Origin of the sequence: Pseudomonas sp. AO-1 (genome assembly GCF_019775695.1) — a bacterium.
Lineage (GTDB): Bacteria > Pseudomonadota > Gammaproteobacteria > Pseudomonadales > Pseudomonadaceae > Aquipseudomonas > Aquipseudomonas parakoreensis.
Window position 1 is genome coordinate 6,286,254 of record NZ_CP079947.1, and the last position, 20,958, is coordinate 6,307,211.

Below are 20,958 nucleotides of genomic sequence, written 5' to 3' on the forward strand. Positions count from 1 at the left end.
CCTGTGTAGGAGCTGCCGAAGGCTGCGATCTTTTCCGGCGCGCCGATTATATCGAGCCCAGCGAAAAGTTACTCCAGTGCCTTCCAGATATCCGTGGCGTACTCGCGAATCGTCCGGTCAGAGGAAAACCAGCCCATCCGCGCCGTGTTGAGCACTGCCGAACGCCACCAGTTGTTGGCGTCGTGCCAGTGCGCATCGACGCGTTTCTGTGCTTCCCAGTAGGAATCGAAGTCGGCGCAGACCAGGAAGCGGTCGTAGTCCACCAGCGAATCAATCAGCCCGGTATAGCGCGACGTGTCATCAGGCGAGAACACGCCACTGCGGATCGCTTGCAGCACGTCGCTCAAACGATGCGACGCGGCGATGTCCGGCGCGGCGCTGAACTCGTGGTTCTGTTTGCGCGCTTCAACCTGCTGCGCACTGAGGCCGAAGATGAACATGTGCTCGGCGCCGATGCGCTCGCACATTTCCACGTTGGCACCGTCGAGGGTGCCGATGGTCAGCGCGCCGTTGAGACCGAACTTCATGTTACTGGTGCCCGACGCTTCGAAGCCGGCCGTGGAAATCTGCTCGGACAAATCCGCCGCCGGAATGATGCTCTCGGCGAGGCTGACGTTGTAGTTGGGCAGGAACACCACCTTCAGCAAACCACGCACGGTCGGGTCGTTGTTCACCACCCGGGCGATGTCGTTGGTCAGCTTGATGATCAGTTTGGCCTGGTGATAACTGGCCGCCGCTTTACCGGCGAAGATTTTCACCCGAGGTACCCAGTCGACTTCAGGCTCGGCGCGGATTGCCTGATACAGCGCCACGGTGTGCATCAGGTTGAGCAACTGGCGCTTGTATTCGTGGATCCGTTTGACCTGCACGTCGAACATTGCCGCCGGGTTGACCGCAATCCCCAACCGCTCGTGAATCAGATAGGCCAACGCTTTCTTGCTGTGCAGGCGCTGTTCGGCGAAGGCTTTGCGGAAGGCGGGTTGCTCGGCGAACGGTTCGAGGTCGAGCAAGCGCTCTTCCGGGTTATCCAGCACCTGCGGGCCGAGTGCATCGACCAGCATCGAGGTCAGTTCGGAGTTGGCCTGGAACAACCAGCGGCGGAAAGTGATGCCGTTGGTTTTGTTGTTGATCCGCTCCGGGTAGAGCTTGTGCAGTTCGGCGAACACGGTCTTGCGCATCAATTGCGTGTGCAGACCGGATACGCCATTGACGCTGTGCGATCCGAGGAACGCGAGGTTGCCCATGCGCACCCGACGACCGTTGTCTTCTTCGATCAGCGACACCGCGCGCAGCACGTCGAAATCATGAATGCCCTTGGCGCGCAGCGAGTCGATGTGCTGCGCGTTGATCAGGTAAATGATCTGCATGTGCCGCGGCAGCATGCGCTCCATCAGGCCGACCGGCCAGGTCTCCAGTGCCTCGGGCAACAGCGTGTGGTTGGTGTACGACAGCGTGTCGACGGTGACTTGCCACGCCGCATCCCAGGCCACGTCGTAGACGTCGACCAGTTGCCGCATCAGTTCAGCGACGGCAATCGAGGGGTGGGTGTCGTTGAGCTGGATCGCCGCGTGATCGCCCAGGGTCAGCACCGAGGTGTGCATGTTGCGATGACGACGCAGCAAATCCTGCAGCGAAGCCGCGACGAAGAAATATTCCTGACGCAGGCGCAGTTCCTGCCCCGCTTCGGTGCTGTCCGCCGGGTAAAGCACCCGGGAAATACTTTCGGCGCGGGCTACCTCAGCCACCGCGCCCAAGTGGTCACCGGCGTTGAAGCGCTCAAGGTGCAAGTCTTCCATGGCGCGGGCACGCCACAGGCGCAAGGTGTTGACGCTCGCCCCGCGCCAGCCGACCACCGGCGTGTCGTAGGCAATCGCCCGTACGGTTTCTGCCGGCGACCAGACCTGTTTGGTCTTGCCACTGGCATCGGTGACGGTTTCGACGCTGCCGCCGAAGCCGATGGTGTACACCACTTCCGGACGCTCGAATTCCCACGGGTTGCCGAAATCCAGCCAGTGTTCGGTCTGCTCCTGCTGCCAGCCATCGACGATGGCCTGGCGGAACAACCCGTGTTCATAACGAATGCCGTACCCGTGCCCGGCAATGCCGAGGGTCGACATGCTTTCCATGAAGCACGCCGCCAGACGCCCGAGACCACCGTTGCCGAGCGCCGCATCGGGTTCCAGCAGACGAATGCGTTCCAGATCGACGCCCAGTTCGGTCAACGCTTCACGGGCGACGTCGAGCAGGCCGAGGTTGCTCAGGCTGTCGTAGAGCAAACGGCCGATGAGAAATTCCAGCGAGAGGTAATACACCCGCTTCTGGCCTTTGCGGTAGATCTGCCGGGTGTGGTCCATCCAGTGTTCGACCATGTGGTCGCGTGCCGCCAGGGCAATGGCTTCGAACCAGTCATGGTCAAAGGCGTGATCCGGGTCTTTGCCCACCGCATAGGTGAGCTTGGTCAGGACGGCATCGCGGAATGCGGCCACCTCTGCTTCGCGAACTAGTGGTTCTTGAGTCATCGATAGGACCTCGAGCGAGCGGGGAATTGTCTGAGCCTAGACGGTCTGACCGACGGTAGAGGCGCAGGTTCGGCAGTTTTTCCGAAGACGGTGAGATAGCCCGGCATTACCTTGGCGAGTGGGCTAATGAATGCAGGGGCCGTGCCGGACTGAATGGCATTTACACGGCGTTTGCAAAAATCTGGCGAAAGGTTGTTCAAAAATCCACCAGTCCCGGTATGATCGCGCGCCCTGATGCACACACGCCTGGTAACCCCCGATGATGAAGCCCAACCTGATTGCCGCCGCCGAGATCGACCGTCTCGATACATGGGCCAAATATTCGGCCCCGATGTGCGGCTCTTGTGTCTCCAGCTGCTGCACCCTGCCGGTCGAGGTCAAGATCAAGGACCTGGTACGCATCGGCGTGGTCGACGAGTTCGAGCTGGGCGATCCGCCGAAGAACATCGCCAAGCGCCTGCAAAAGGAAGGGCTGGTCGAGCGCTTCAACCAGAAGTCGGGGATCTTCACCCTGCAGCGCATGAGCAACAACGATTGCTACTACCTGGATCGTAAGAGCCGCCTGTGCACCATTTATGACAAACGCCCGGACACCTGCCGCAACCACCCGAAAATCGGCCCGCGGCCGGGGTATTGCGCGTATAAGCCGAAAGAAGTCGAGCGGGTGCAGAATTCGCGGTCGATCGAGAAGTTCTGACCTTTCCTGAAATTTTCGGCGCCTGTCCGGCCGCCATCGCTGGCAAGCCAGCTCCCACATTGATTGTTGTCGTACACAAGATTCATGTGCGACGCAAAACCCTGTGGGAGCTGGCTTGCCAGCGATGAGGCCAGCACAAACAACGCGTAAACCCCAGACAAACAAAAACGCCCCCGGTCTCGCGACCGGGGGCGTTTTTTCAAGCTCGGGCTGAATTACGCCTTGGCTTTCTTGGCAGCGCGGGTACGCTCGCTTTCGTCCAGGATCTTCTTGCGAAGACGGATGGACTTAGGAGTGACTTCGCACAGCTCGTCTTCCTGGATGTATTCCAGAGCCTGTTCCAGAGTGAAGCGAACAGGTGGTACCAGAGCGATGGTTTCGTCTTTACCCGAAGCACGCATGTTGTCGAGCTTCTTGCCTTTGGTTGGGTTCACACCCAGGTCGTTGTCGCGGCTGTTCTGACCAACGATCTGACCGTTGTAGATCTCCTGGCCGTGTTCTACGAACAGCTTGCCACGAGCCTGCAGGGTTTCCAGCGAGTAGGTCAGTGCCTTGCCGGTTTCAACCGAAACCAGTACGCCGTTCTGACGGCCGGACATGTGACCCGACTTCACTGGCGCGTAACGGTCGAAGATCGAGGTCAGGATGCCAGCACCGTTGGTCAGGGTCAGGAACTGGTTACGGAAACCGATCAGACCGCGAGCAGGGATGTTGTATTCCAGACGAACACGGCCCTTGCCATCCGGCACCATGTTGCTCAGGTCGCCTTTACGCAGACCCATCTCTTCCATGACCTTGCCCTGGGATTCTTCAGGGATGTCGATGGTGACGTTTTCGAACGGTTCCTGCTTCACGCCGTCAACTTCACGGATGATCACTTCAGGACGGCCCAGGGCCAGCTCGAAGCCTTCGCGACGCATGGTTTCGATCAGTACCGAGAGGTGCAGCTCACCACGGCCGGAAACCTTGAACTTGTCAGCCGAGTCGCCTTCTTCAACGCGCAGTGCAACGTTGTACAGCAGCTCTTTGTCCAGACGATCCTTGATGTTACGGGAGGTCACGAACTTGCCTTCTTTACCGCAGAATGGCGAGTCGTTTACCTGGAAGGTCATGGAAACGGTTGGCTCGTCAACGGTCAGCGGCTTCATCGCCTCGACGGTGTTGATGTCGCACAGGGTGTCGGAGATGAACAGCTCGTCGAAGCCGCTGATGCAGACGATGTCGCCGGCTGCTGCTTCTTCAACGTCAATGCGGTGCAGGCCGTGGTGACCCATCAGCTTCAGGATACGACCGTTGCGGCGCTTGCCGTCGGCGCTGATCGCGACAACCGGGGTGTTCGGCTTGACGCGACCACGAGCGATACGGCCAACACCGATAACACCCAGGAAGCTGTTGTAGTCCAGAGCGGAGATCTGCATCTGGAACGGACCGTCACGGTCAACGGCCGGAGGCGGAACGTGGTCGACCACTGCCTGGTACAGCGCAGTCATGTCTTCGCCCATGGCTGTGTGGTCCAGACCGGCGATGCCGTTCAGGGCCGAAGCGTAAACAACCTGGAAGTCCAGTTGTTCTTCGGTCGCACCGAGGTTGTCGAACAGGTCGAAGATCTGGTCCAGAACCCAGTCCGGACGCGCGCCTGGACGGTCAACCTTGTTGATGACCACGATTGGACGCAGGCCGGCTTCGAACGCCTTCTTGGTCACGAAACGGGTTTGCGGCATAGGGCCGTCTTGAGCGTCAACCAGCAGCAGAACGGAGTCAACCATCGACATTACGCGTTCTACTTCGCCGCCGAAGTCGGCGTGGCCCGGGGTGTCCACGATGTTGATGTGGTAGCCGTTCCAGTTGATGGCGGTGTTTTTCGCCAGGATGGTAATACCGCGCTCTTTTTCCTGGTCGTTGGAGTCCATCACGCGCTCGTCGTTGAGCTCGTTGCGCTCCAGGGTGCCGGATTGACGCAGGAGTTTGTCTACCAGGGTGGTCTTACCATGGTCAACGTGGGCAATGATGGCGATGTTACGTAGATTTTCGATCACTTGTGTATCTCGATCAGAGGATTCGGTTTGCTGACAAGTCTTGGCAGCGATTAACAGTAGTGTCCGGCATGGCCGTTACAGCTTGACGGCGGTGTCGGGGGGCCGGTGACGCAGGCCACAGGCAAACAGCCCCGGGCACTTAGCTCGGTCGATAAACGCGCACATTGGCATGCCCCTCACTGAGCAAATGGTGAGCATGCAGGCGACTCATCACGCCTTTGTCGCAATACAGCAGGTACTGGCGAGTCGGATCCAGCTCCTTGAAACGAGCGTTCACTGCGTAGAACGGCATCGTCTGTACTTCTATGCCGGCGAGTTCCAGCGGGTCATCCTCGGCCGCATCCGGGTGACGGATGTCGATGACGATCTGACCGGCCAGCGCTTCGCCGACTTCTTCGATCTGCAAGTCCTGGCCCAATTCGTCGATCACTCGATCGATCGGCACCAGTTTGGCGTTTTCGAGCGCGCGCTCGAGAACCGCCATGTCGAATTCTTTCTCTTCGTGCTCAACACGGTGGCGCTTGGCGGCGGTCTTCGGATTGACCGAGATGACCCCGCAGTACTCCGGCATGTGCCGGGCGAAATCGGCGGTGCCGATCTCGTTGGCCGTGTCGATAATGTCCTGCTTGTGCGCGACGATCAGCGGGCGCAGGACCAGTTTGTCGGTCACGCAGTCGATCACCGACAGGTTCGGCAGCGTCTGGCTCGATACCTGGGAAATCGCTTCGCCGGTGACCAGCGCGTCGATGTGCAGCCGGTCGGCGATGGCCGACGATGCGCGCAACATCATACGCTTCAATACGACGCCCATATGACTGTTATCGACTTTGCCGAGAATTTCGCCCAACACTTCTTCGAACGGAACACTGACAAATAGCACGCGTTGCGAGCTGCCGTACTTCTTCCAGATGAAATGCGCGACTTCCATCACGCCCAATTCGTGGGCACGTCCGCCCAGATTGAAGAAGCAGAAATGCGCCATCAGGCCGCGGCGCATGATCTGGTACGCGGCAACCGTCGAGTCAAAGCCGCCGGACATCAATACCAGCGTCTGCTCCAGGGCGCCGAGCGGGTAACCGCCGATGCCGTTGTGCTGGCTGTGGATGACAAACAACCGTTGGTCGCGAACTTCGATGCGAACTTCGATTTCCGGGTCTTTGAGGTCGATACCGGCCGCCCCGCACTCGCGACGCAGCTTGCTGCCAACGTATTTTTCGACGTCCATCGAGCTGAACGGATGCTTGCCTGCACGCTTGCAGCGCACCGAGAAAATCTTCCCGGCCAGCACATCGCCGTAGTGCTGTTTGCACTTCTCGGTGATGTCGTCGAAGTCGCCCAGCGGGTATTCGTCGATCTGCAGAAAGTGCGCGACACCGGGAGTACAAGTGAGGCGCTCGCCCATCTCTTTCAAGGCTTTGGGGTCGGTAACGCGGGTTTCCAGCTCGAGATTATCCCACACACCGTTCACCACCACGGCCGGGTCCAGATCGCGGAGCACGGCGCGGATGTTCTTGGCCAGCTGGCGGATGAAACGCATCCGGACAGGGCGGCTTTTGATGGTGATCTCGGGGAAGACTTTTACGATTAGTTTCATGAAAACAGCGCGCGCAGGGCCAGCCGAAAAAGGGGGGCGCGGATTATAGCGGAAATTGCTCAAGGTTTAACCAGTTAATATGCAGAAGGTTTCACTTGCACCAAAACGGGTCATTTCTGATTTGAAGCGCTACATTAAGGGGCGATAATTTCGCCTTTATGGCGCTTTCTTGCTTTGAAAGCGTGAAATTGGGGCAAAAAACCCATGCTGGGGCACTGGCATGCAATTTGCTCCCTTGTGAGGCAGGTTGCCTTGGCAGAGTATCTGCGCCGGCATCACCCAAATTAAGGGCATCCACTACCAAGCCCTAAGCCACCCGGAGGACACTATGTCGAAGTCGGTTCAACTCATCAAAGATCATGACGTCAAGTGGATTGATCTGCGCTTCACGGACACCAAAGGCACTCAGCACCACGTGACCATGCCGGCTCGCGATGCGCTGGAAGACGACTTCTTCGAAGTCGGCAAGATGTTCGACGGTTCCTCCATCGCTGGCTGGAAAGGCATCGAAGCCTCCGACATGATCCTGCTGCCGGACGACGATACTGCCGTTCTCGACCCGTTCACCGAAGACGCGACCCTGATCCTGGTTTGCGACATCATCGAACCTTCGACCATGCAAGGTTACGATCGCGACCCGCGCGCCATCGCGCACCGTGCCGAGGAATACCTGAAGACCACCGGTATCGGTGACACCGTCTTCGCTGGCCCAGAACCAGAATTCTTCATCTTCGACGAAGTGAAGTTCAAGTCGGACATCTCCGGCTCGATGTTCAAGATCTACTCCGAACAAGGCTCGTGGATGTCCGACCAGGACATCGAAGGCGGCAACAAAGGCCACCGTCCTGGTATCAAAGGCGGCTACTTCCCGGTTCCGCCGTTCGACCACGACCACGAAATCCGTACTGCCATGTGCAACGCACTGGAAGAGATGGGCCAGACCGTTGAAGTTCACCACCACGAAGTGGCGACTGCCGGTCAGAACGAAATCGGTGTCAAGTTCAACACCCTGGTGAAAAAAGCTGACGAAGTTCAGACCCTGAAATACGTTGTCCACAACGTTGCCGACGCTTACGGCCGCACTGCGACCTTCATGCCGAAGCCACTGTACGGCGACAACGGCTCGGGCATGCATGTGCACATGTCCATCGCCAAAGACGGCAAGAACACCTTCGCTGGCGAAGGCTATGCCGGCCTGTCCGAAACCGCCCTGTACTTCATCGGCGGTATCATCAAGCACGGTAAGGCCCTGAACGGCTTCACCAACCCGGCCACCAACTCCTACAAGCGTCTGGTGCCAGGTTTCGAAGCACCGGTGATGCTGGCCTACTCGGCTCGCAACCGTTCCGCCTCGATCCGTATTCCTTACGTCAACAGCCCGCGCGGCCGTCGTATCGAAGCCCGTTTCCCGGATCCGGCTGCCAACCCGTACCTGGCTTTCGCAGCACTGCTGATGGCCGGTCTGGACGGTATCCAGAACAAGATCCACCCAGGCGATGCCGCTGACAAAAACCTGTACGACCTGCCGCCTGAAGAGGCGAAAGAGATCCCACAAGTTTGCGGCAGCCTGAAAGAAGCCCTGGAAGAGCTGGACAAGGGCCGTGCGTTCCTGACCAAGGGCGGCGTATTCTCCGACGACTTCATCGACGCTTACATCGCGCTGAAATCCGAAGAAGAAATCAAGGTCCGTACCTTCGTACACCCACTGGAATATGAGCTGTACTACAGCTGCTGATCCGGTAGCGCTGCGCTACGCGGCGTGACAAAAGAGGCCTCCTTCGGGAGGCCTTTTTATTGCCCGGATTTCATGGTCGACGCAGCACCCTGTGGGAGCGGGCTTGCCCGCGAAGGCGTCGTGTCAGTCACCATCACCTTCAATGACCGACCGCCTTCGCGAGCAAGCTCGCTCCCACAGGGACATTGCAGCGTCTGAATGATCTCCGGATATGTCCCGGGCTGGGCCAACCGCCGCATCCTGGCCTATGCTGCACCCAATCGCTTTCTTTCCCGGTCGATTTCATGGGTCGCACCTTTCTCTACATTCTGCTGCTGATCGCCCTGCCCGCCGCCGCGCAGATCTACAAGTACACCGACGCCAACGGCAACACGGTCTACAGCGATCACTCGCCGGACGGCGTCAAGGCGCAACCGCTTGAGTTGCCACCGCTTAACAGCGTCGAGCCGCAAGCATCGAGCTCAGCGACGCCTACCAGCACCGACAATCGACCACCTGCACGCAGCGCCTACGAGGTGCTGGAACTGACCGGCCTGCCCAGCGAAGAAGCGCTGCGCGCCAATAACGGCACCTTCACCGTCAGTGTATTGATCAAGCCGCGTTTGCAGGCGCCGCACCAATTGAGGCTGGTGCTGGACGACGCGCCTTACGGCCAGCCGAGCAACGTGCCGATCCTGCAACTGGTGAATGTTGATCGTGGCGAGCATCGTCTCGCGGTGCAGGTGATCGACGGCGAAGCGATCATCCAGCAGAGCCCAACGGTGGTGTTCACCGTGCAGCGGGTGCACAAGCCATGAGGATTTTCTGGCTGATCCTGTGGCTGTTGGCCCTGCCCGTTTCGGCGGAGGTCTTCACCTACGTCGATGCGCAGGGTAATCGCGTCTACACCGATCAGCCGCGCGGCAACGCCAAGCGCGTACCTATCGCGACCAGCAATCGCATGTCGGCCAACCCCACGGCTGCAGCACCGATCAGCACCGCGAAAAAGGTCGCGGAACAACCGCTGTTCCACTACGACATGCTGCGCATCCTGATCCCCGAGCCGGACGCGACCCTTCGCAGCAGCGCGGGCGAGGTGATCGTCAGCGTCACCAGCGAGCCCGGTTTGCAGCAGGGCCATCGCTACCGCTTGCTGCTCGACGGCCAGGCCACTGGCGAGCCAAGCCTCAGTCCGGTGTTCCCGTTGAGCAACATCGACCGGGGCAGCCACAACCTGTCGGTGGAGATCCTTGATCAATTGGGTCGCACCGTCGAACGCACCGCCAACCAGCCGTTCCACATGCTGCGAATCTCGCTGGCACAGAAACGCCAGGTCAAACCCTGCGCCAGCGAGGACTACGGCGTGCGCCCGGAATGCCCGCTGAAAGACAAACCGGTCGAAGAAAAAAACCCCTTCCTGCGTTTCTTCTAACGCCGTTCAGCTTTGCGCACTATATTGGTGCATGAGGCTGCACCGTACCCATATTCCAACCCATTTTGGTTCGAAACTTCCCGCTCGCGTGCATTGAGCGCCACGCAAACGAGCGTCAAACGCCTGTTTCAGGGGACAAACGCTTCTTTTCGGAGCCTTGGTTTGGTTTTTGCATTTTCCGTTTAACGACGCCTGCTTCTTGCGCACGCTCCGCCCCCAAAAGAGGCTCCGATGACTATTAGCGACGCAATCCACCGTTTGCTGCTCGACAACCTGACCACCGCTACCATCCTGCTCGACGCGGAATTGCGCCTTGAGTACATGAACCCGGCGGCCGAGATGCTGCTGGCCATCAGCGGCCAGCGCAGCCATGGGCAGTTCATCAGCGAGTTGTTCACCGAGTCCACCGAAGCGCTCAACTCGCTGCGTCAGGCGGTCGAACAGGCACACCCGTTCACCAAGCGCGAAGCGATGCTCACCGCCCTCACCGGCCAGACCCTGACCGTGGACTACGCGGTGACGCCGATCCTCAGCAACGGCGCAACCATGCTCCTGCTGGAAGTACACCCGCGTGACCGCCTGCTGCGGATCACCAAGGAAGAGGCGCAGTTGTCCAAGCAGGAAACCAGCAAAATGCTGGTGCGCGGCCTGGCTCATGAGATCAAGAATCCGCTCGGCGGCATTCGCGGCGCCGCGCAATTGCTGGCCCGCGAACTGCCGGAAGACAGCCTGCGCGACTACACCAACGTGATCATTGAAGAGGCCGACCGCCTGCGTAATCTGGTCGACCGCATGCTCGGCTCGAACAAGCTGCCATCGCTGGCGCTGTGCAACGTCCACGAAGTGCTGGAGCGCGTCTGCCAACTGGTCGAAGCGGAAAGCCAGGGCTGCATCACCTTGGTGCGCGACTACGACCCGAGCATTCCCGACGTATTGATCGACCGCGAACAAATGATTCAGGCCGTGCTGAACATCGTGCGCAACGCGATGCAGGCGATCAGCAGCCAGAACGAGCTGCGGCTGGGGCGCATCAGCCTGCGCACCCGGACCATGCGCCAGTTCACCATCGGCCACGTCCGCCATCGCCTGGTGACCAAGATCGAGATCATCGACAACGGCCCGGGGATCCCGGCGGAACTCCAGGAAACCATCTTCTTTCCCATGGTCAGCGGCCGCCCGGACGGTACCGGGCTGGGCCTGGCCATCACCCAGAACATCATCAGCCAGCACCAGGGCCTGATCGAGTGTGACAGCCACCCCGGCCACACCACGTTCTCGATCTTTCTGCCACTGGAACAAGGAGCCACATCGACATGAGCCGTAGTGAAACCGTGTGGATCGTCGATGACGACCGTTCTATCCGTTGGGTTCTGGAAAAAGCCTTGCAGCAGGAAGGCATGACCACGCAGAGCTTCGACAGCGCCGATGGCGTGATGAGTCGTCTGGCCCGTCAGCAGCCTGATGTGATCATTTCCGACATCCGCATGCCGGGCGCCAGTGGCCTCGATCTGCTGGCGCGCATCCGCGAACAGCACCCACGGTTGCCGGTCATCATCATGACCGCTCACTCCGATCTGGACAGCGCCGTCGCCTCCTATCAGGGCGGCGCGTTCGAGTACCTGCCCAAGCCGTTCGACGTTGACGAGGCTGTGTCGCTGGTCAAGCGCGCCAATCAGCATGCGCAGGAACAGCAAGGCCTGGAAGTGGTACCCGCGCTGACCCGCACCCCGGAAATCATCGGTGAAGCACCGGCGATGCAGGAAGTGTTTCGCGCCATCGGCCGCTTGAGCCACTCCAACATCACGGTGTTGATCAACGGCGAATCCGGTACCGGTAAAGAACTGGTGGCCCACGCCCTGCACCGGCACAGCCCGCGCGCGGCCTCGCCGTTCATCGCGCTGAACATGGCGGCGATCCCCAAGGACCTGATGGAATCCGAGCTGTTCGGCCACGAGAAAGGCGCGTTCACCGGCGCGGCCAACCTGCGTCGCGGGCGCTTCGAGCAAGCTGACGGCGGCACGCTGTTCCTCGACGAAATCGGCGACATGCCAGCCGATACCCAGACCCGTTTGCTGCGGGTGCTGGCCGACGGCGAGTTCTATCGCGTCGGCGGCCATGTCCCGGTCAAGGTCGACGTGCGGATCATTGCCGCGACCCACCAGAACCTGGAAACCCTGGTGCACGCTGGCAAATTCCGTGAGGACTTGTTCCACCGCCTCAACGTGATCCGTATCCACATTCCGCGCCTGTCGGACCGTCGCGAAGACATCCCGACCCTGGCCAAACACTTCCTCAGCCGCGCCGCGCAAGAACTGGCGGTGGAACCGAAGCTGCTGAAAAGCGAGACCGAGGAGTACCTGAAGAACCTGCCATGGCCGGGCAACGTGCGGCAGCTGGAGAACACCTGCCGCTGGATCACCGTGATGGCCTCCGGTCGCGAAGTGCACATCAGTGACCTGCCACCGGAACTGCTGAGCCTGCCGCAGGATTCGGCACCGGTGACCAACTGGGAGCAGGCGCTGCGTCAGTGGGCCGATCAAGCCTTGGCCCGTGGCCAGTCAAGCCTGCTCGACAGCGCCGTACCCGCGTTCGAGCGGATCATGATCGAGACCGCGCTGAAGCACACGGCCGGACGCCGGCGTGATGCGGCGGTATTGCTCGGTTGGGGGCGTAATACCCTGACCCGCAAGATCAAGGAATTGGGGATGAAAGTGGACGGTGGGGATGATGATGAGGGGGATGAGGGTTAAGCCCCTCCTCTAATCGTCCGCGAAAAGATCGCAGCCTTCGGCAACTCCTGCAGAGAACGCATATCCCTGTAGGAGCTGCCGAAGGCTGCGATCTTTTTTTGTGTGCACCGCCACAAGGCACGGCGAACCGCAATTGGGCATAACTCACTGATCAAAAAAACACCAACCAGCTTCAAAGCTCCAGCCACGCAGAAGCATCAAAGCCCCGATTTACGGGGCTTTCGCGCATCTGAAGCTTTTTTCTGTTTCGAAATACTAAAACTGGCACGCCGCCTGCAACATCCCTCACAGGTGATTCGATTCACCACCCGTTTCGGGGGCCTTGGTACAGGCAGGCCGGGGATTCCCCTCTTTACACCGGGTTCAAATCGCAACGCGGCGAACCCACCCTTTTGGGATCCTTGGTACAGGCAGGCCGGGGGTTCCCTCTTTACACCGGACCGACGCTCTCAGCGAAGTCCACCCCGTTTTGGGAACCCTGGTACAGGCAGGCCGGGGATTCCCGCTTTTATTGCTCCCGGAGATGGATCTCCAGCCGCCAGCGGTCATCGACCTTGCTCCCGGCCCATTCCCCTTGCAGCGGCCGCGCCGCCAGCACTGTCAACAACAGCCCACCGTCACTCACTCGCGTACGCCAGTTCACATCCTTGCCATTGAGCTTGAGCTGGCCCTTCTGCGCGCGGCCTTCAGCCTGAAACAACAAAGCCACGGTACCGTCGATGATCTCGCCGTGCAGCTTCGGCTCATTGTTGAACCACACCACCAGGCCGTCAGCGGTCACGTCGACCTGCTGCAGCACGCTGGGGTCCGGCGTGGTCAGGCGGCCGATCATCAAACCGACCATCAAGCCGAAAATCGCCAGCGAACCGATCACCCGCGGGAATAGTTTCGAACGCGGGTCGGCTGGCGGCGTAGAATGCGCGTCATCTTTACCTTCGGAGCCGTGCATGTTTCACGTCATCCTTTTTCAACCAGAAATTCCGCCGAACACCGGCAACGTTATCAGGCTGTGCGCCAACAGTGGCTGCCACCTGCATTTGATCGAACCGTTGGGTTTCGAGATGGACGACAAGCGCTTGCGCCGGGCCGGTCTCGACTACCACGAATATGCCACGCTGCAGCGCCACGCCGACCTCGCCAGTTGCCTGGAGAGCCTCGGCCACCCACGGTTGTTCGCGTTCACCACCAAGGGCTCGCGGCCGTTTCACGATGCCGCGTTCGTCCCGGGCGATGCGTTCATCTTCGGCCCGGAAAGCCGTGGCCTGCCGCCGGAAGTGCTGGACGCCCTGCCCGCCGAACAGCGCCTGCGCCTGCCGATGCGTGAAGGCTGCCGCAGCCTGAACCTGTCCAACACCGTGGCGGTGGCCGTGTACGAAGCGTGGCGGCAGAACGACTTCAAATAACCACCCGATCCTGTAGGAGCTGCCGAAGGCTGCGATCTTTTGATCTCGATTTTTAACAACAAGATCAAAAGATCGCAGCCTTCGGCAGCTCCTACATGAAGTCATGAAGTCATGAAGTCATGAAGTCATGAAGTCATGAAGTCATGAAGTCATGAAGTCATGAAGTCTGTATTCCAACCCAAGAAAAAAGCGCCCGTTACGGCGCTTTTTTCGTTGTCGCTCAAACCGCTTATTGAACAGTCGGCGTCTCGCCCGCAGCCTGCATGCGCTGCAGCTCTTGCGCGTACAGGGCGTCGAAGTTCACTGGCGCCAGCATCAGGGCCGGGAACGAACCGCGGGTCACCAGGCTGTCCAGGGTTTCGCGAGCATACGGGAACAGGATGTTCGGGCAGAACGCACCCAGGGTGTGGCTCATCGAAGCCGCGTCCAGGTTCTTGATCAGGAAGATACCGGCCTGCTGCACTTCAGCGATGAAGGCCACTTCGTCGCCGTTTTTCACGGTCACGGACAGGGTCAGCACGACTTCGTAGAAATCGCCTTCCAGTTCTTTCTGACGGGTATTCAGGTCCAGACCGACGGTAGGGTCCCACTGCTGGCGGAAGATCGCCGGGCTTTTCGGGGCTTCGAAGGACAGATCGCGTACGTAGATGCGCTGCAAGGAGAATTGCGGTGCGGTTTCTTCTTCGCTGGCTGCAGTGTTCTGTTGGTCAGTCATCTCAGATCCTTTCTGATCTTGGGTCTTTTAGGGATTGCTGTACGTGGGTGCAGCCGTTCAGGCCTTGAGCAGCGCGTCGAGCTTGCCGGCGCGCTCCAGGGCATACAAATCATCACAACCGCCGATGTGCTTGTCGCCGATCCAGATCTGCGGCACGGACGTGCGTCCGGCCTTCTGGCTCATGGCAGCACGAATCTGCGGCTTGCCATCGACCTTGATCTCTTCGAAGGCCACACCTTTGTTCGCGAGCAATTGCTTGGCTCGCATGCAGTAAGGGCAGTAGTCGCTGGAGTAGACGATGACTTCGCTCATATCACTTCACCAGCGGCAGGTTGTCGCCTTTCCAGCTGGAGATCCCGCCGGACAGCTTGGCGGCGGTGAAGCCGGATTTCATCAGCTCACGAGCGTGGGTACCAGCGGTCTGGCCCAGGGCGTCCACCAGAATGATGGTCTTGGCCTTGTGCTTTTCCAGCTCACCGGCACGCGCAGCCAGCTTGTCTTGAGGAATGTTGATCGCGCCAACGATATGACCGGCGGCGTAATCTTTCGCCGGACGGATGTCCACCACCACGCCTGCGTCCTTGTTGACCAGTGCGGTCAGCTCGCCAGTGCTCAGGCTTTTACCGCCGCCCTGCATCGTGTGCGCCAGCAGCAGAGCCAGCAGTACGACGAAGATACCGACAAGAATGTAGTGGTTAGTGGCAAATTCAATCAGGTGAGCAACCATCGAAGGAGGTTCCAGGGCGTTAAAATGTCGGCCAGTATACACAGCCACTATGGTGGGCCAAACCCCGTCCGGCGGTGACGCCGCAGGAACTTCGCTTTAAACTGCCACTCCCTTTTCCATCGCCTTCTTCTTTATTAGCCACGAGTGGATTCCATGACTACCACGCCTAAACCTTTGGTCCTGATGATTCTCGACGGCTTCGGTCACAGTGACAGCCACGAATCCAATGCCGTGTATGCGGCGAAGAAGCCAGTGCTCGATCGCCTGTGGGCCACGGTGCCGAACGGCCTGATCTCGGGCAGCGGCATGGACGTTGGTCTGCCGGACGGCCAGATGGGCAACTCTGAAGTCGGCCACATGAACCTCGGCGCCGGGCGCGTGGTGTATCAGGACTTCACGCGCGTGACCAAAGCGATCCGCGACGGTGAGTTTTTCGAGAACCCGACCATCTGCGCCGCTGTGGATAAAGCCGTGGCCGCCGGCAACGCCGTGCATTTCATGGGCCTGCTGTCCGATGGTGGCGTGCACAGCCACCAGGATCACTTGATCGCCATGGCCGAGCTGGCGTTCAAGCGCGGCGCCGAAAAAATCTACCTGCACGCCTTTCTTGATGGCCGCGACACGCCACCGAAAAGCGCCGCGTCCTCAATCGAACTGCTCGACGCGACCTTCCAGGCGCTCGGCAAGGGCCGCATCGCCAGCCTCATCGGTCGCTACTTCGCGATGGACCGTGACAACCGTTGGGACCGCGTATCTCAGGCCTACAACCTGATCGTCGACGGCAACGCCGAATTCAACGCCGCCACCGCTCAGGAAGGCCTCGACGCCGCCTACGCCCGTGGCGAGAGCGACGAATTCGTCAAAGCCACCACCATCGGCGAGCCGGTCAAGGTCGAAGACGGCGACGCCGTGGTGTTCATGAACTTCCGCGCCGACCGCGCCCGCGAGCTGAGCCGCGTATTTGTCGAAGACGATTTCAAGGAATTCGAGCGCGCGCGCCAGCCAAAAGTGCAGTACGTGGGCCTGACCCAATATGCCGCCAGCATTCCGGCCCCTGCAGCCTTTGCTCCGGGCAGTCTGGAAAACGTGCTTGGCGACTACCTGGCAAAAAACGGCAAGACTCAGCTGCGCATCGCCGAAACCGAAAAATACGCGCACGTGACCTTCTTCTTCTCCGGCGGCCGTGAAGAACCGTTCCCGGGTGAAGAGCGCATCCTCATCCCGTCGCCGAAAGTCGCCACCTACGACCTGCAGCCGGAAATGAGTGCACCGGAAGTGACTGACCGCATCGTCGACGCCATCGAACACCAGCGTTACGACGTGATCGTGGTCAACTACGCCAACGGCGACATGGTCGGCCACAGCGGCGTGTTTGACGCTGCGGTGAAAGCCGTGGAATGCCTGGACACCTGCGTCGGGCGCATCGTCGAGGCGCTGGAAAAAGTCGGCGGCGAAGCGCTGATCACCGCTGACCACGGCAACGTCGAAAAAATGGCCGATGAAGAAACCCACCAGGCGCACACCGCGCACACCACCGAGCCTGTGCCGTTCATTTATGTCGGCAAGCGTGACCTCAAGGTCCGTGACGGCGGCGTACTGGCGGACGTGGCTCCGACCATGCTGATGCTGCTGGGCCTGGAAAAACCGGCGGAGATGACGGGTACGTCGATTCTGGTGTAATTCGCCAGATCAAACACCGCCAAACCCTGTGGGAGCTGGCTTGCCAGCGATAGCAATCTGACAGCCAACAGCTATGTTGAAGGTGCAGACGCCATCGCTGGCAAGCCAGCTCCCACAGTGGTTTATGGGGTTTTCGAAATGGAAATGGGCCTCTGCGCCGCTCCAGTTATCACACAAGCCCAATTGGGCGTTTTTTTTGCAGCCCCGGGCGGGCATACTAGGCCGTCCATTACCCTGGTGCCGCCCGCCTCTATGCTCCGCGTCCTGATCGCCCTCGCTCTGACCTGCCTGCTCCAACCGGCCTTCGCTGACGAGCGCGCGCAAACCCAACAGCAGTTGGATGCCACGCGTCAGGACATTGCCGAGCTGAAAAAGCTGCTGGGCAAGCTGCAGGAAGAAAAATCCGGTGTGCAGAAAGAGCTCAAGGGCACCGAAACCGAAATGGGCAAGCTCGAGAAGCAGGTCGATGCCCTGCAGAAAGAGCTGAAGAAGAGCGAATCCGAGCTGCAGCGACTCGATGCGGAGAAAAAAAAACTCCAGAGCGCGCGCACTGAACAGCAGCGACTGATCGCCATCCAGGCCCGCGCGGCCTATCAGAACGGCCGTCAGGAATACCTCAAGCTGCTGCTCAACCAGCAGAATCCCGAGAAATTCGCCCGCACCCTCACCTATTACGATTACCTGAGCCAGGCCCGCCTGGAGCAGTTGAAGAACTTCAACGAAACCCTGCGCCAACTGGCCAATGTCGAAAAAGACATCGCCACGCAGCAGGCGCAATTGCTGGTGCAGAAAAGCAGCCTCGACAGCCAGCGCGACGAGCTGGAAAAAGTCCGCAAGGAGCGCCAGCAAGTCCTCGCCAAGCTCAACGATGACGTGAAAGCCCGCGACCAGAAACTGGCCGCCCGCGAGCAGGATCAGGCAGACCTGTCTAAAGTCCTTAAAACCATTGAAGAAACCCTGGCCCGTCAGGCCCGTGAGGCAGAAGAAGCGCGGCAGAAAGCGCTGATCGCCCAGCAGGAAGCGGAAAAAAAGCGTTTGCGTGAGGCGCAGGCTGACACCAGCGACGCCCCACGAAAACCCGCCAGATCAACCCCCGGCGCCCTGGTGTCCAGCAGCGGCGAGACCTTCGGTGGCCCTTTTGCTGCAACCCGGGGAAAACTTCCGTGGCCGGTTGATGGTCGATTGCTGGCACGCTTCGGCGAAAGCCGTGGCGACGATGCCCGCACCAAGTGGGATGGCGTGATGATCAGCGCCGCCGCCGGCAGCCAGGTGCATGCCGTACACGGCGGGCGCGTGGTGTTCGCCGACTGGTTGCGCGGTGCCGGACTGCTGGTGATCCTCGATCACGGCAATGGTTATCTGAGTCTTTACGGTCACAACCAGACGCTGCTCAAGTCGGCCGGTGACGTGGTAAAAGCCGGTGAGTCGATCTCCACTGTGGGTAACAGTGGCGGTCAGGACACACCAGCGCTGTATTTCGCAATTCGTCAGCAGGGTCACCCGAGTGATCCGGCGCAATGGTGTCACGCGCAAGGATAAGCGCGTCGCCTAATTCAGGAGTTCGTTCGACATGCTGCATTTGTCCCGCCTTACCTCGCTGGCCCTGACGATCGCTCTGGTGATCGGCGCGCCTCTGGCGTTCGCCGCTCAACCGGCCCCGGCCGTCGCTCCGGCAGGCACTGCCGCGACCGCCAAGGCACCGTTGCCGCTGGAAGAGTTGCGCACCTTTGCCGAGGTAATGGATCGGATCAAGGCCGCCTATGTCGAGCCGGTGGACGACAAGACCCTGCTGGAAAACGCGATCAAAGGCATGCTCAGCAACCTCGATCCGCACTCCGCCTATCTCGGCCCTGAAGACTTCACCGAATTGCAGGAAAGCACCAGCGGCGAATTCGGCGGCCTGGGCATCGAAGTCGGCTCCGAAGACGGTTTCATCAAGGTCGTCTCGCCGATCGACGACACCCCGGCGTCGAAGGCCGGCATTCAGGCCGGAGACTTCATCGTCAAGATCAACGGCCAGCCGACCCGTGGCCAGACCATGACCGAAGCCGTAGACAAGATGCGCGGCAAGATCGGCCAGAAAATCACCCTGACCCTGGTGCGCGATGGCGGTACGCCGTTCGACGTGACCCTGGCCCGCGCCGTGATTCAGGTGAAGAGCGTCAAGGCGCAACTGCTGGAGTCGGGCTACGGCTACATCCGCATCACCCAGTTCCAGGTCAAGACCGGCGAAGAAGTCTCCAAGGCTCTGGCCAAGTTGCGCAAGGACAACGGCAAGAAGCTCAACGGCATCATCCTCGACCTGCGCAACAACCCGGGCGGGGTGTTGCAGGCGGCAGTGGAAGTGGTCGACCACTTCATCAAGAAAGGCCTGATCGTCTACACCAAAGGCCGGATCGCCAACTCCGAACTGCGCTTCTCCGCCACCGGCAAGGACGAAAGCGAAGCGGTGCCGATGGTCGTGCTGATCAACGGTGGCAGCGCCTCGGCTTCGGAAATCGTCGCCGGCGCCCTGCAGGACCAGAAACGCGCCGTGGTCATGGGCACCACCAGTTTCGGCAAAGGCTCGGTGCAGACCGTGCTGCCGCTGAACAACGACCGTGCACTGAAGATCACCACGGCGCTGTACTTCACGCCGAACGGTCGCTCGATCCAGGCCCAGGGCATCGTCCCGGACATCGAAGTGCGCAAGGCCAAGATCACCAACGAAGCCGACGGCGACTACTTCAAGGAAGCCGACCTGCAAGGTCACCTGGGCAACGGCAACGGCGGCGCGGACAAGCCGACCGGTTCCGGCGCCAAGGCCAAGGCCATGCCGCAGGATGACGATTACCAGTTGGCCCAGGCGCTGAGCCTGCTCAAAGGGCTGAGCATCACGTCCGGCCGTTGAGGATGTCGTTGCGTTTCTTCTTCGTCCTGCTGTGCTGTCTGGCGGGTGCTGCTCACGCAGAACCTGCCAGAACCACCCCGCCAAAAGCCTACCTGACGCTGATCATCGACGACCTGGGGCAGAACCTGCCCCGGGATCGCCGCGTGCTGGCCCTGCCCGGCCCGGTGACCACAGCGATCATGCCCGACACGCCGCACGCTACCGAATTCGCCCGCGAAGCCCATCGCGCCGGCAAGATCGTGATTCTGCACATGCCCATGGACCCGGCCACCGGCCCGTACGCCTGGCATCCCGAACTGCCGCTCGAGGAACTGCAAAAGCGCCTCGACGCTGCCTTCAAAATGGTCCCCTACACGGCGGGCATCAACAACCACATGGGCAGTCGCATGACCGCCCAGCCGGTGGCAATGGCGTGGCTGATGGGTGAGTTGCAGCGTCGGCACAAATTCTTCGTCGACAGCCGCACCAGCGCCCAGACCGTCGCAGCGCAGCAGGCGCAGAAGATCGATCTGGCGAGTGTCTCGCGGGATGTGTTCCTTGATGACGAGCGCAACGAAGGCGCCATCTTCACCCAACTGCAGACCGCCATCAGCCTGGCGCGCAAGCAGGGGTCAGCGGTGATGATCGGTCACCCGTATCCGCAGACCCTGGCAGTCCTGGAACGTGAATTGCCGAAGCTCAAGGCACAAGGCATCGAGTGGATCGACATCAAGCAGATGATCAGCGTGCGCAGCAATCGCGCCACCGCCGCCCATGGCAAGGACGGCGTCTACCGTTGAACAGCCTCGCCCGCTATACATA

The 20,958-nt window shown here is 60.2% G+C and carries 18 protein-coding genes; 11 read left to right on the forward strand and 7 right to left on the reverse strand.

Annotation, left to right across the window (positions count from 1 at the left end; genetic code table 11):
* Positions 1–68: 68 nt before the first annotated feature.
* Positions 69–2,519, reverse strand: coding sequence for a glycogen/starch/alpha-glucan phosphorylase (locus KVQ82_RS28620; protein ID WP_108181416.1), 2,451 nt, complete (start codon positions 2,517–2,519; stop codon positions 69–71).
* 259 nt (positions 2,520–2,778) lie between these two features.
* On the opposite strand from KVQ82_RS28620, the gene KVQ82_RS28625 reads away from it, so the two are divergent.
* Positions 2,779–3,216: a YkgJ family cysteine cluster protein gene (locus tag KVQ82_RS28625; protein ID WP_007961740.1), complete on the forward strand. Its 438-nt coding sequence runs from the start codon at positions 2,779–2,781 to the stop codon at positions 3,214–3,216.
* A 215-nt stretch (positions 3,217–3,431) separates the two neighbouring features.
* Here the strand turns inward: KVQ82_RS28625 and typA are convergent, their stop codons facing one another.
* Complete coding sequence (typA, locus tag KVQ82_RS28630; RefSeq protein WP_007961739.1) at positions 3,432–5,252, reverse strand: translational GTPase TypA; 1,821 nt, start codon at positions 5,250–5,252, stop codon at positions 3,432–3,434.
* Positions 5,253–5,391: 139 nt separating this feature from the next.
* The gene (gene thiI, locus KVQ82_RS28635) at positions 5,392–6,846 is read right to left on the reverse strand and encodes a tRNA uracil 4-sulfurtransferase ThiI (protein ID WP_027611269.1); all 1,455 of its coding nucleotides are present in this window, start codon (positions 6,844–6,846) and stop codon (positions 5,392–5,394) included.
* A gap of 328 nt (positions 6,847–7,174) precedes the next feature.
* On the opposite strand from thiI, the gene glnA reads away from it, so the two are divergent.
* From glnA to ntrC, 5 genes are all read left to right on the forward strand, one after another.
* On the forward strand, positions 7,175–8,581 hold the full coding sequence (gene glnA / locus KVQ82_RS28640) for a glutamate--ammonia ligase (protein ID WP_003220788.1): 1,407 nt from the start codon (positions 7,175–7,177) through the stop codon (positions 8,579–8,581).
* A 284-nt stretch (positions 8,582–8,865) separates the two neighbouring features.
* A complete protein-coding gene (locus KVQ82_RS28645) occupies positions 8,866–9,378 on the forward strand; it encodes a DUF4124 domain-containing protein (RefSeq protein WP_222017153.1) in 513 nt (170 codons plus the stop codon).
* Complete coding sequence (locus tag KVQ82_RS28650) at positions 9,375–9,992, forward strand: DUF4124 domain-containing protein (protein WP_222017155.1); 618 nt, start codon at positions 9,375–9,377, stop codon at positions 9,990–9,992. The genes KVQ82_RS28645 and KVQ82_RS28650 overlap by 4 nt, the downstream gene beginning before the upstream one ends.
* 231 nt (positions 9,993–10,223) lie before the next feature.
* The gene (gene glnL, locus KVQ82_RS28655; RefSeq protein ID WP_007961730.1) at positions 10,224–11,309 is read left to right on the forward strand and encodes a nitrogen regulation protein NR(II); all 1,086 of its coding nucleotides are present in this window, start codon (positions 10,224–10,226) and stop codon (positions 11,307–11,309) included.
* Positions 11,306–12,742: a nitrogen regulation protein NR(I) gene (ntrC, locus tag KVQ82_RS28660; RefSeq protein ID WP_007961729.1), complete on the forward strand. Its 1,437-nt coding sequence runs from the start codon at positions 11,306–11,308 to the stop codon at positions 12,740–12,742. The genes glnL and ntrC overlap by 4 nt, the downstream gene beginning before the upstream one ends.
* A gap of 508 nt (positions 12,743–13,250) precedes the next feature.
* Here ntrC and KVQ82_RS28665 read toward each other — a convergent pair.
* Positions 13,251–13,691: a hypothetical protein gene (locus tag KVQ82_RS28665; RefSeq protein ID WP_108181413.1), complete on the reverse strand. Its 441-nt coding sequence runs from the start codon at positions 13,689–13,691 to the stop codon at positions 13,251–13,253.
* Between KVQ82_RS28665 and KVQ82_RS28670 the strand changes: the two genes are divergently transcribed.
* Positions 13,690–14,145, forward strand: coding sequence for a tRNA (cytidine(34)-2'-O)-methyltransferase (locus tag KVQ82_RS28670; protein WP_041071426.1), 456 nt, complete (start codon positions 13,690–13,692; stop codon positions 14,143–14,145). The genes KVQ82_RS28665 and KVQ82_RS28670 overlap by 2 nt on opposite strands.
* Positions 14,146–14,374: 229 nt before the next feature.
* Here KVQ82_RS28670 and secB read toward each other — a convergent pair whose 3' ends face one another.
* From secB to KVQ82_RS28685, 3 genes are read right to left on the reverse strand one after another with little or no spacing between them, the layout of a single operon-like run.
* Complete coding sequence (gene secB, locus KVQ82_RS28675; RefSeq protein WP_025110924.1) at positions 14,375–14,860, reverse strand: protein-export chaperone SecB; 486 nt, start codon at positions 14,858–14,860, stop codon at positions 14,375–14,377.
* A gap of 57 nt (positions 14,861–14,917) precedes the next feature.
* Positions 14,918–15,172 (reverse strand): glutaredoxin 3, encoded by a 255-nt coding sequence (gene grxC, locus KVQ82_RS28680; RefSeq protein WP_041071421.1) that lies wholly within the window; start codon positions 15,170–15,172, stop codon positions 14,918–14,920.
* 1 nt (position 15,173) lies between these two features.
* Positions 15,174–15,587, reverse strand: coding sequence for a rhodanese-like domain-containing protein (locus KVQ82_RS28685; protein ID WP_041071418.1), 414 nt, complete (start codon positions 15,585–15,587; stop codon positions 15,174–15,176).
* Between the two features lie 153 nt (positions 15,588–15,740).
* On the opposite strand from KVQ82_RS28685, the gene gpmI reads away from it, so the two are divergent.
* The 4 genes from gpmI to KVQ82_RS28705 all read left to right on the forward strand — a co-directional run bounded on the left by gpmI (position 15,741) and on the right by KVQ82_RS28705 (position 20,936).
* Complete coding sequence (gpmI, locus tag KVQ82_RS28690) at positions 15,741–17,267, forward strand: 2,3-bisphosphoglycerate-independent phosphoglycerate mutase (RefSeq protein ID WP_222017157.1); 1,527 nt, start codon at positions 15,741–15,743, stop codon at positions 17,265–17,267.
* Between the two features lie 252 nt (positions 17,268–17,519).
* Positions 17,520–18,806, forward strand: a complete 1,287-nt coding sequence (locus KVQ82_RS28695) for a murein hydrolase activator EnvC (protein ID WP_086793950.1) — start codon at positions 17,520–17,522, stop codon at positions 18,804–18,806.
* 31 nt (positions 18,807–18,837) lie between these two features.
* Positions 18,838–20,157: a S41 family peptidase gene (locus KVQ82_RS28700; RefSeq protein WP_041071409.1), complete on the forward strand. Its 1,320-nt coding sequence runs from the start codon at positions 18,838–18,840 to the stop codon at positions 20,155–20,157.
* Between the two features lie 2 nt (positions 20,158–20,159).
* Positions 20,160–20,936, forward strand: a complete 777-nt coding sequence (locus KVQ82_RS28705) for a divergent polysaccharide deacetylase family protein (protein WP_222017158.1) — start codon at positions 20,160–20,162, stop codon at positions 20,934–20,936.
* Positions 20,937–20,958: the final 22 nt, after the last annotated feature.

What these genes read in the sequence shown, in the direction of transcription:
- glnL (WP_007961730.1), top strand. Translation starts at nt 10,224, where the DNA reads ATGACTATTAGCGACGCAATCCACCGTTTGCTGCTCGACAACCTGACC.
- KVQ82_RS28625 (WP_007961740.1), top strand. Translation starts at nt 2,779, where the DNA reads ATGATGAAGCCCAACCTGATTGCCGCCGCCGAGATCGACCGTCTCGAT.
- KVQ82_RS28665 (WP_108181413.1), bottom strand. Translation starts at nt 13,691, where the DNA reads ATGCACGGCTCCGAAGGTAAAGATGACGCGCATTCTACGCCGCCAGCC.
- KVQ82_RS28685 (WP_041071418.1), bottom strand. Translation starts at nt 15,587, where the DNA reads ATGGTTGCTCACCTGATTGAATTTGCCACTAACCACTACATTCTTGTC.
- KVQ82_RS28620 (WP_108181416.1), bottom strand. Translation starts at nt 2,519, where the DNA reads ATGACTCAAGAACCACTAGTTCGCGAAGCAGAGGTGGCCGCATTCCGC.
- secB (WP_025110924.1), bottom strand. Translation starts at nt 14,860, where the DNA reads ATGACTGACCAACAGAACACTGCAGCCAGCGAAGAAGAAACCGCACCG.
- KVQ82_RS28705 (WP_222017158.1), top strand. Translation starts at nt 20,160, where the DNA reads ATGTCGTTGCGTTTCTTCTTCGTCCTGCTGTGCTGTCTGGCGGGTGCT.
- KVQ82_RS28700 (WP_041071409.1), top strand. Translation starts at nt 18,838, where the DNA reads ATGCTGCATTTGTCCCGCCTTACCTCGCTGGCCCTGACGATCGCTCTG.
- grxC (WP_041071421.1), bottom strand. Translation starts at nt 15,172, where the DNA reads ATGAGCGAAGTCATCGTCTACTCCAGCGACTACTGCCCTTACTGCATG.
- KVQ82_RS28650 (WP_222017155.1), top strand. Translation starts at nt 9,375, where the DNA reads ATGAGGATTTTCTGGCTGATCCTGTGGCTGTTGGCCCTGCCCGTTTCG.
- gpmI (WP_222017157.1), top strand. Translation starts at nt 15,741, where the DNA reads ATGACTACCACGCCTAAACCTTTGGTCCTGATGATTCTCGACGGCTTC.
- KVQ82_RS28695 (WP_086793950.1), top strand. Translation starts at nt 17,520, where the DNA reads ATGCTCCGCGTCCTGATCGCCCTCGCTCTGACCTGCCTGCTCCAACCG.
- ntrC (WP_007961729.1), top strand. Translation starts at nt 11,306, where the DNA reads ATGAGCCGTAGTGAAACCGTGTGGATCGTCGATGACGACCGTTCTATC.
- KVQ82_RS28670 (WP_041071426.1), top strand. Translation starts at nt 13,690, where the DNA reads ATGTTTCACGTCATCCTTTTTCAACCAGAAATTCCGCCGAACACCGGC.
- thiI (WP_027611269.1), bottom strand. Translation starts at nt 6,846, where the DNA reads ATGAAACTAATCGTAAAAGTCTTCCCCGAGATCACCATCAAAAGCCGC.
- KVQ82_RS28645 (WP_222017153.1), top strand. Translation starts at nt 8,866, where the DNA reads ATGGGTCGCACCTTTCTCTACATTCTGCTGCTGATCGCCCTGCCCGCC.
- glnA (WP_003220788.1), top strand. Translation starts at nt 7,175, where the DNA reads ATGTCGAAGTCGGTTCAACTCATCAAAGATCATGACGTCAAGTGGATT.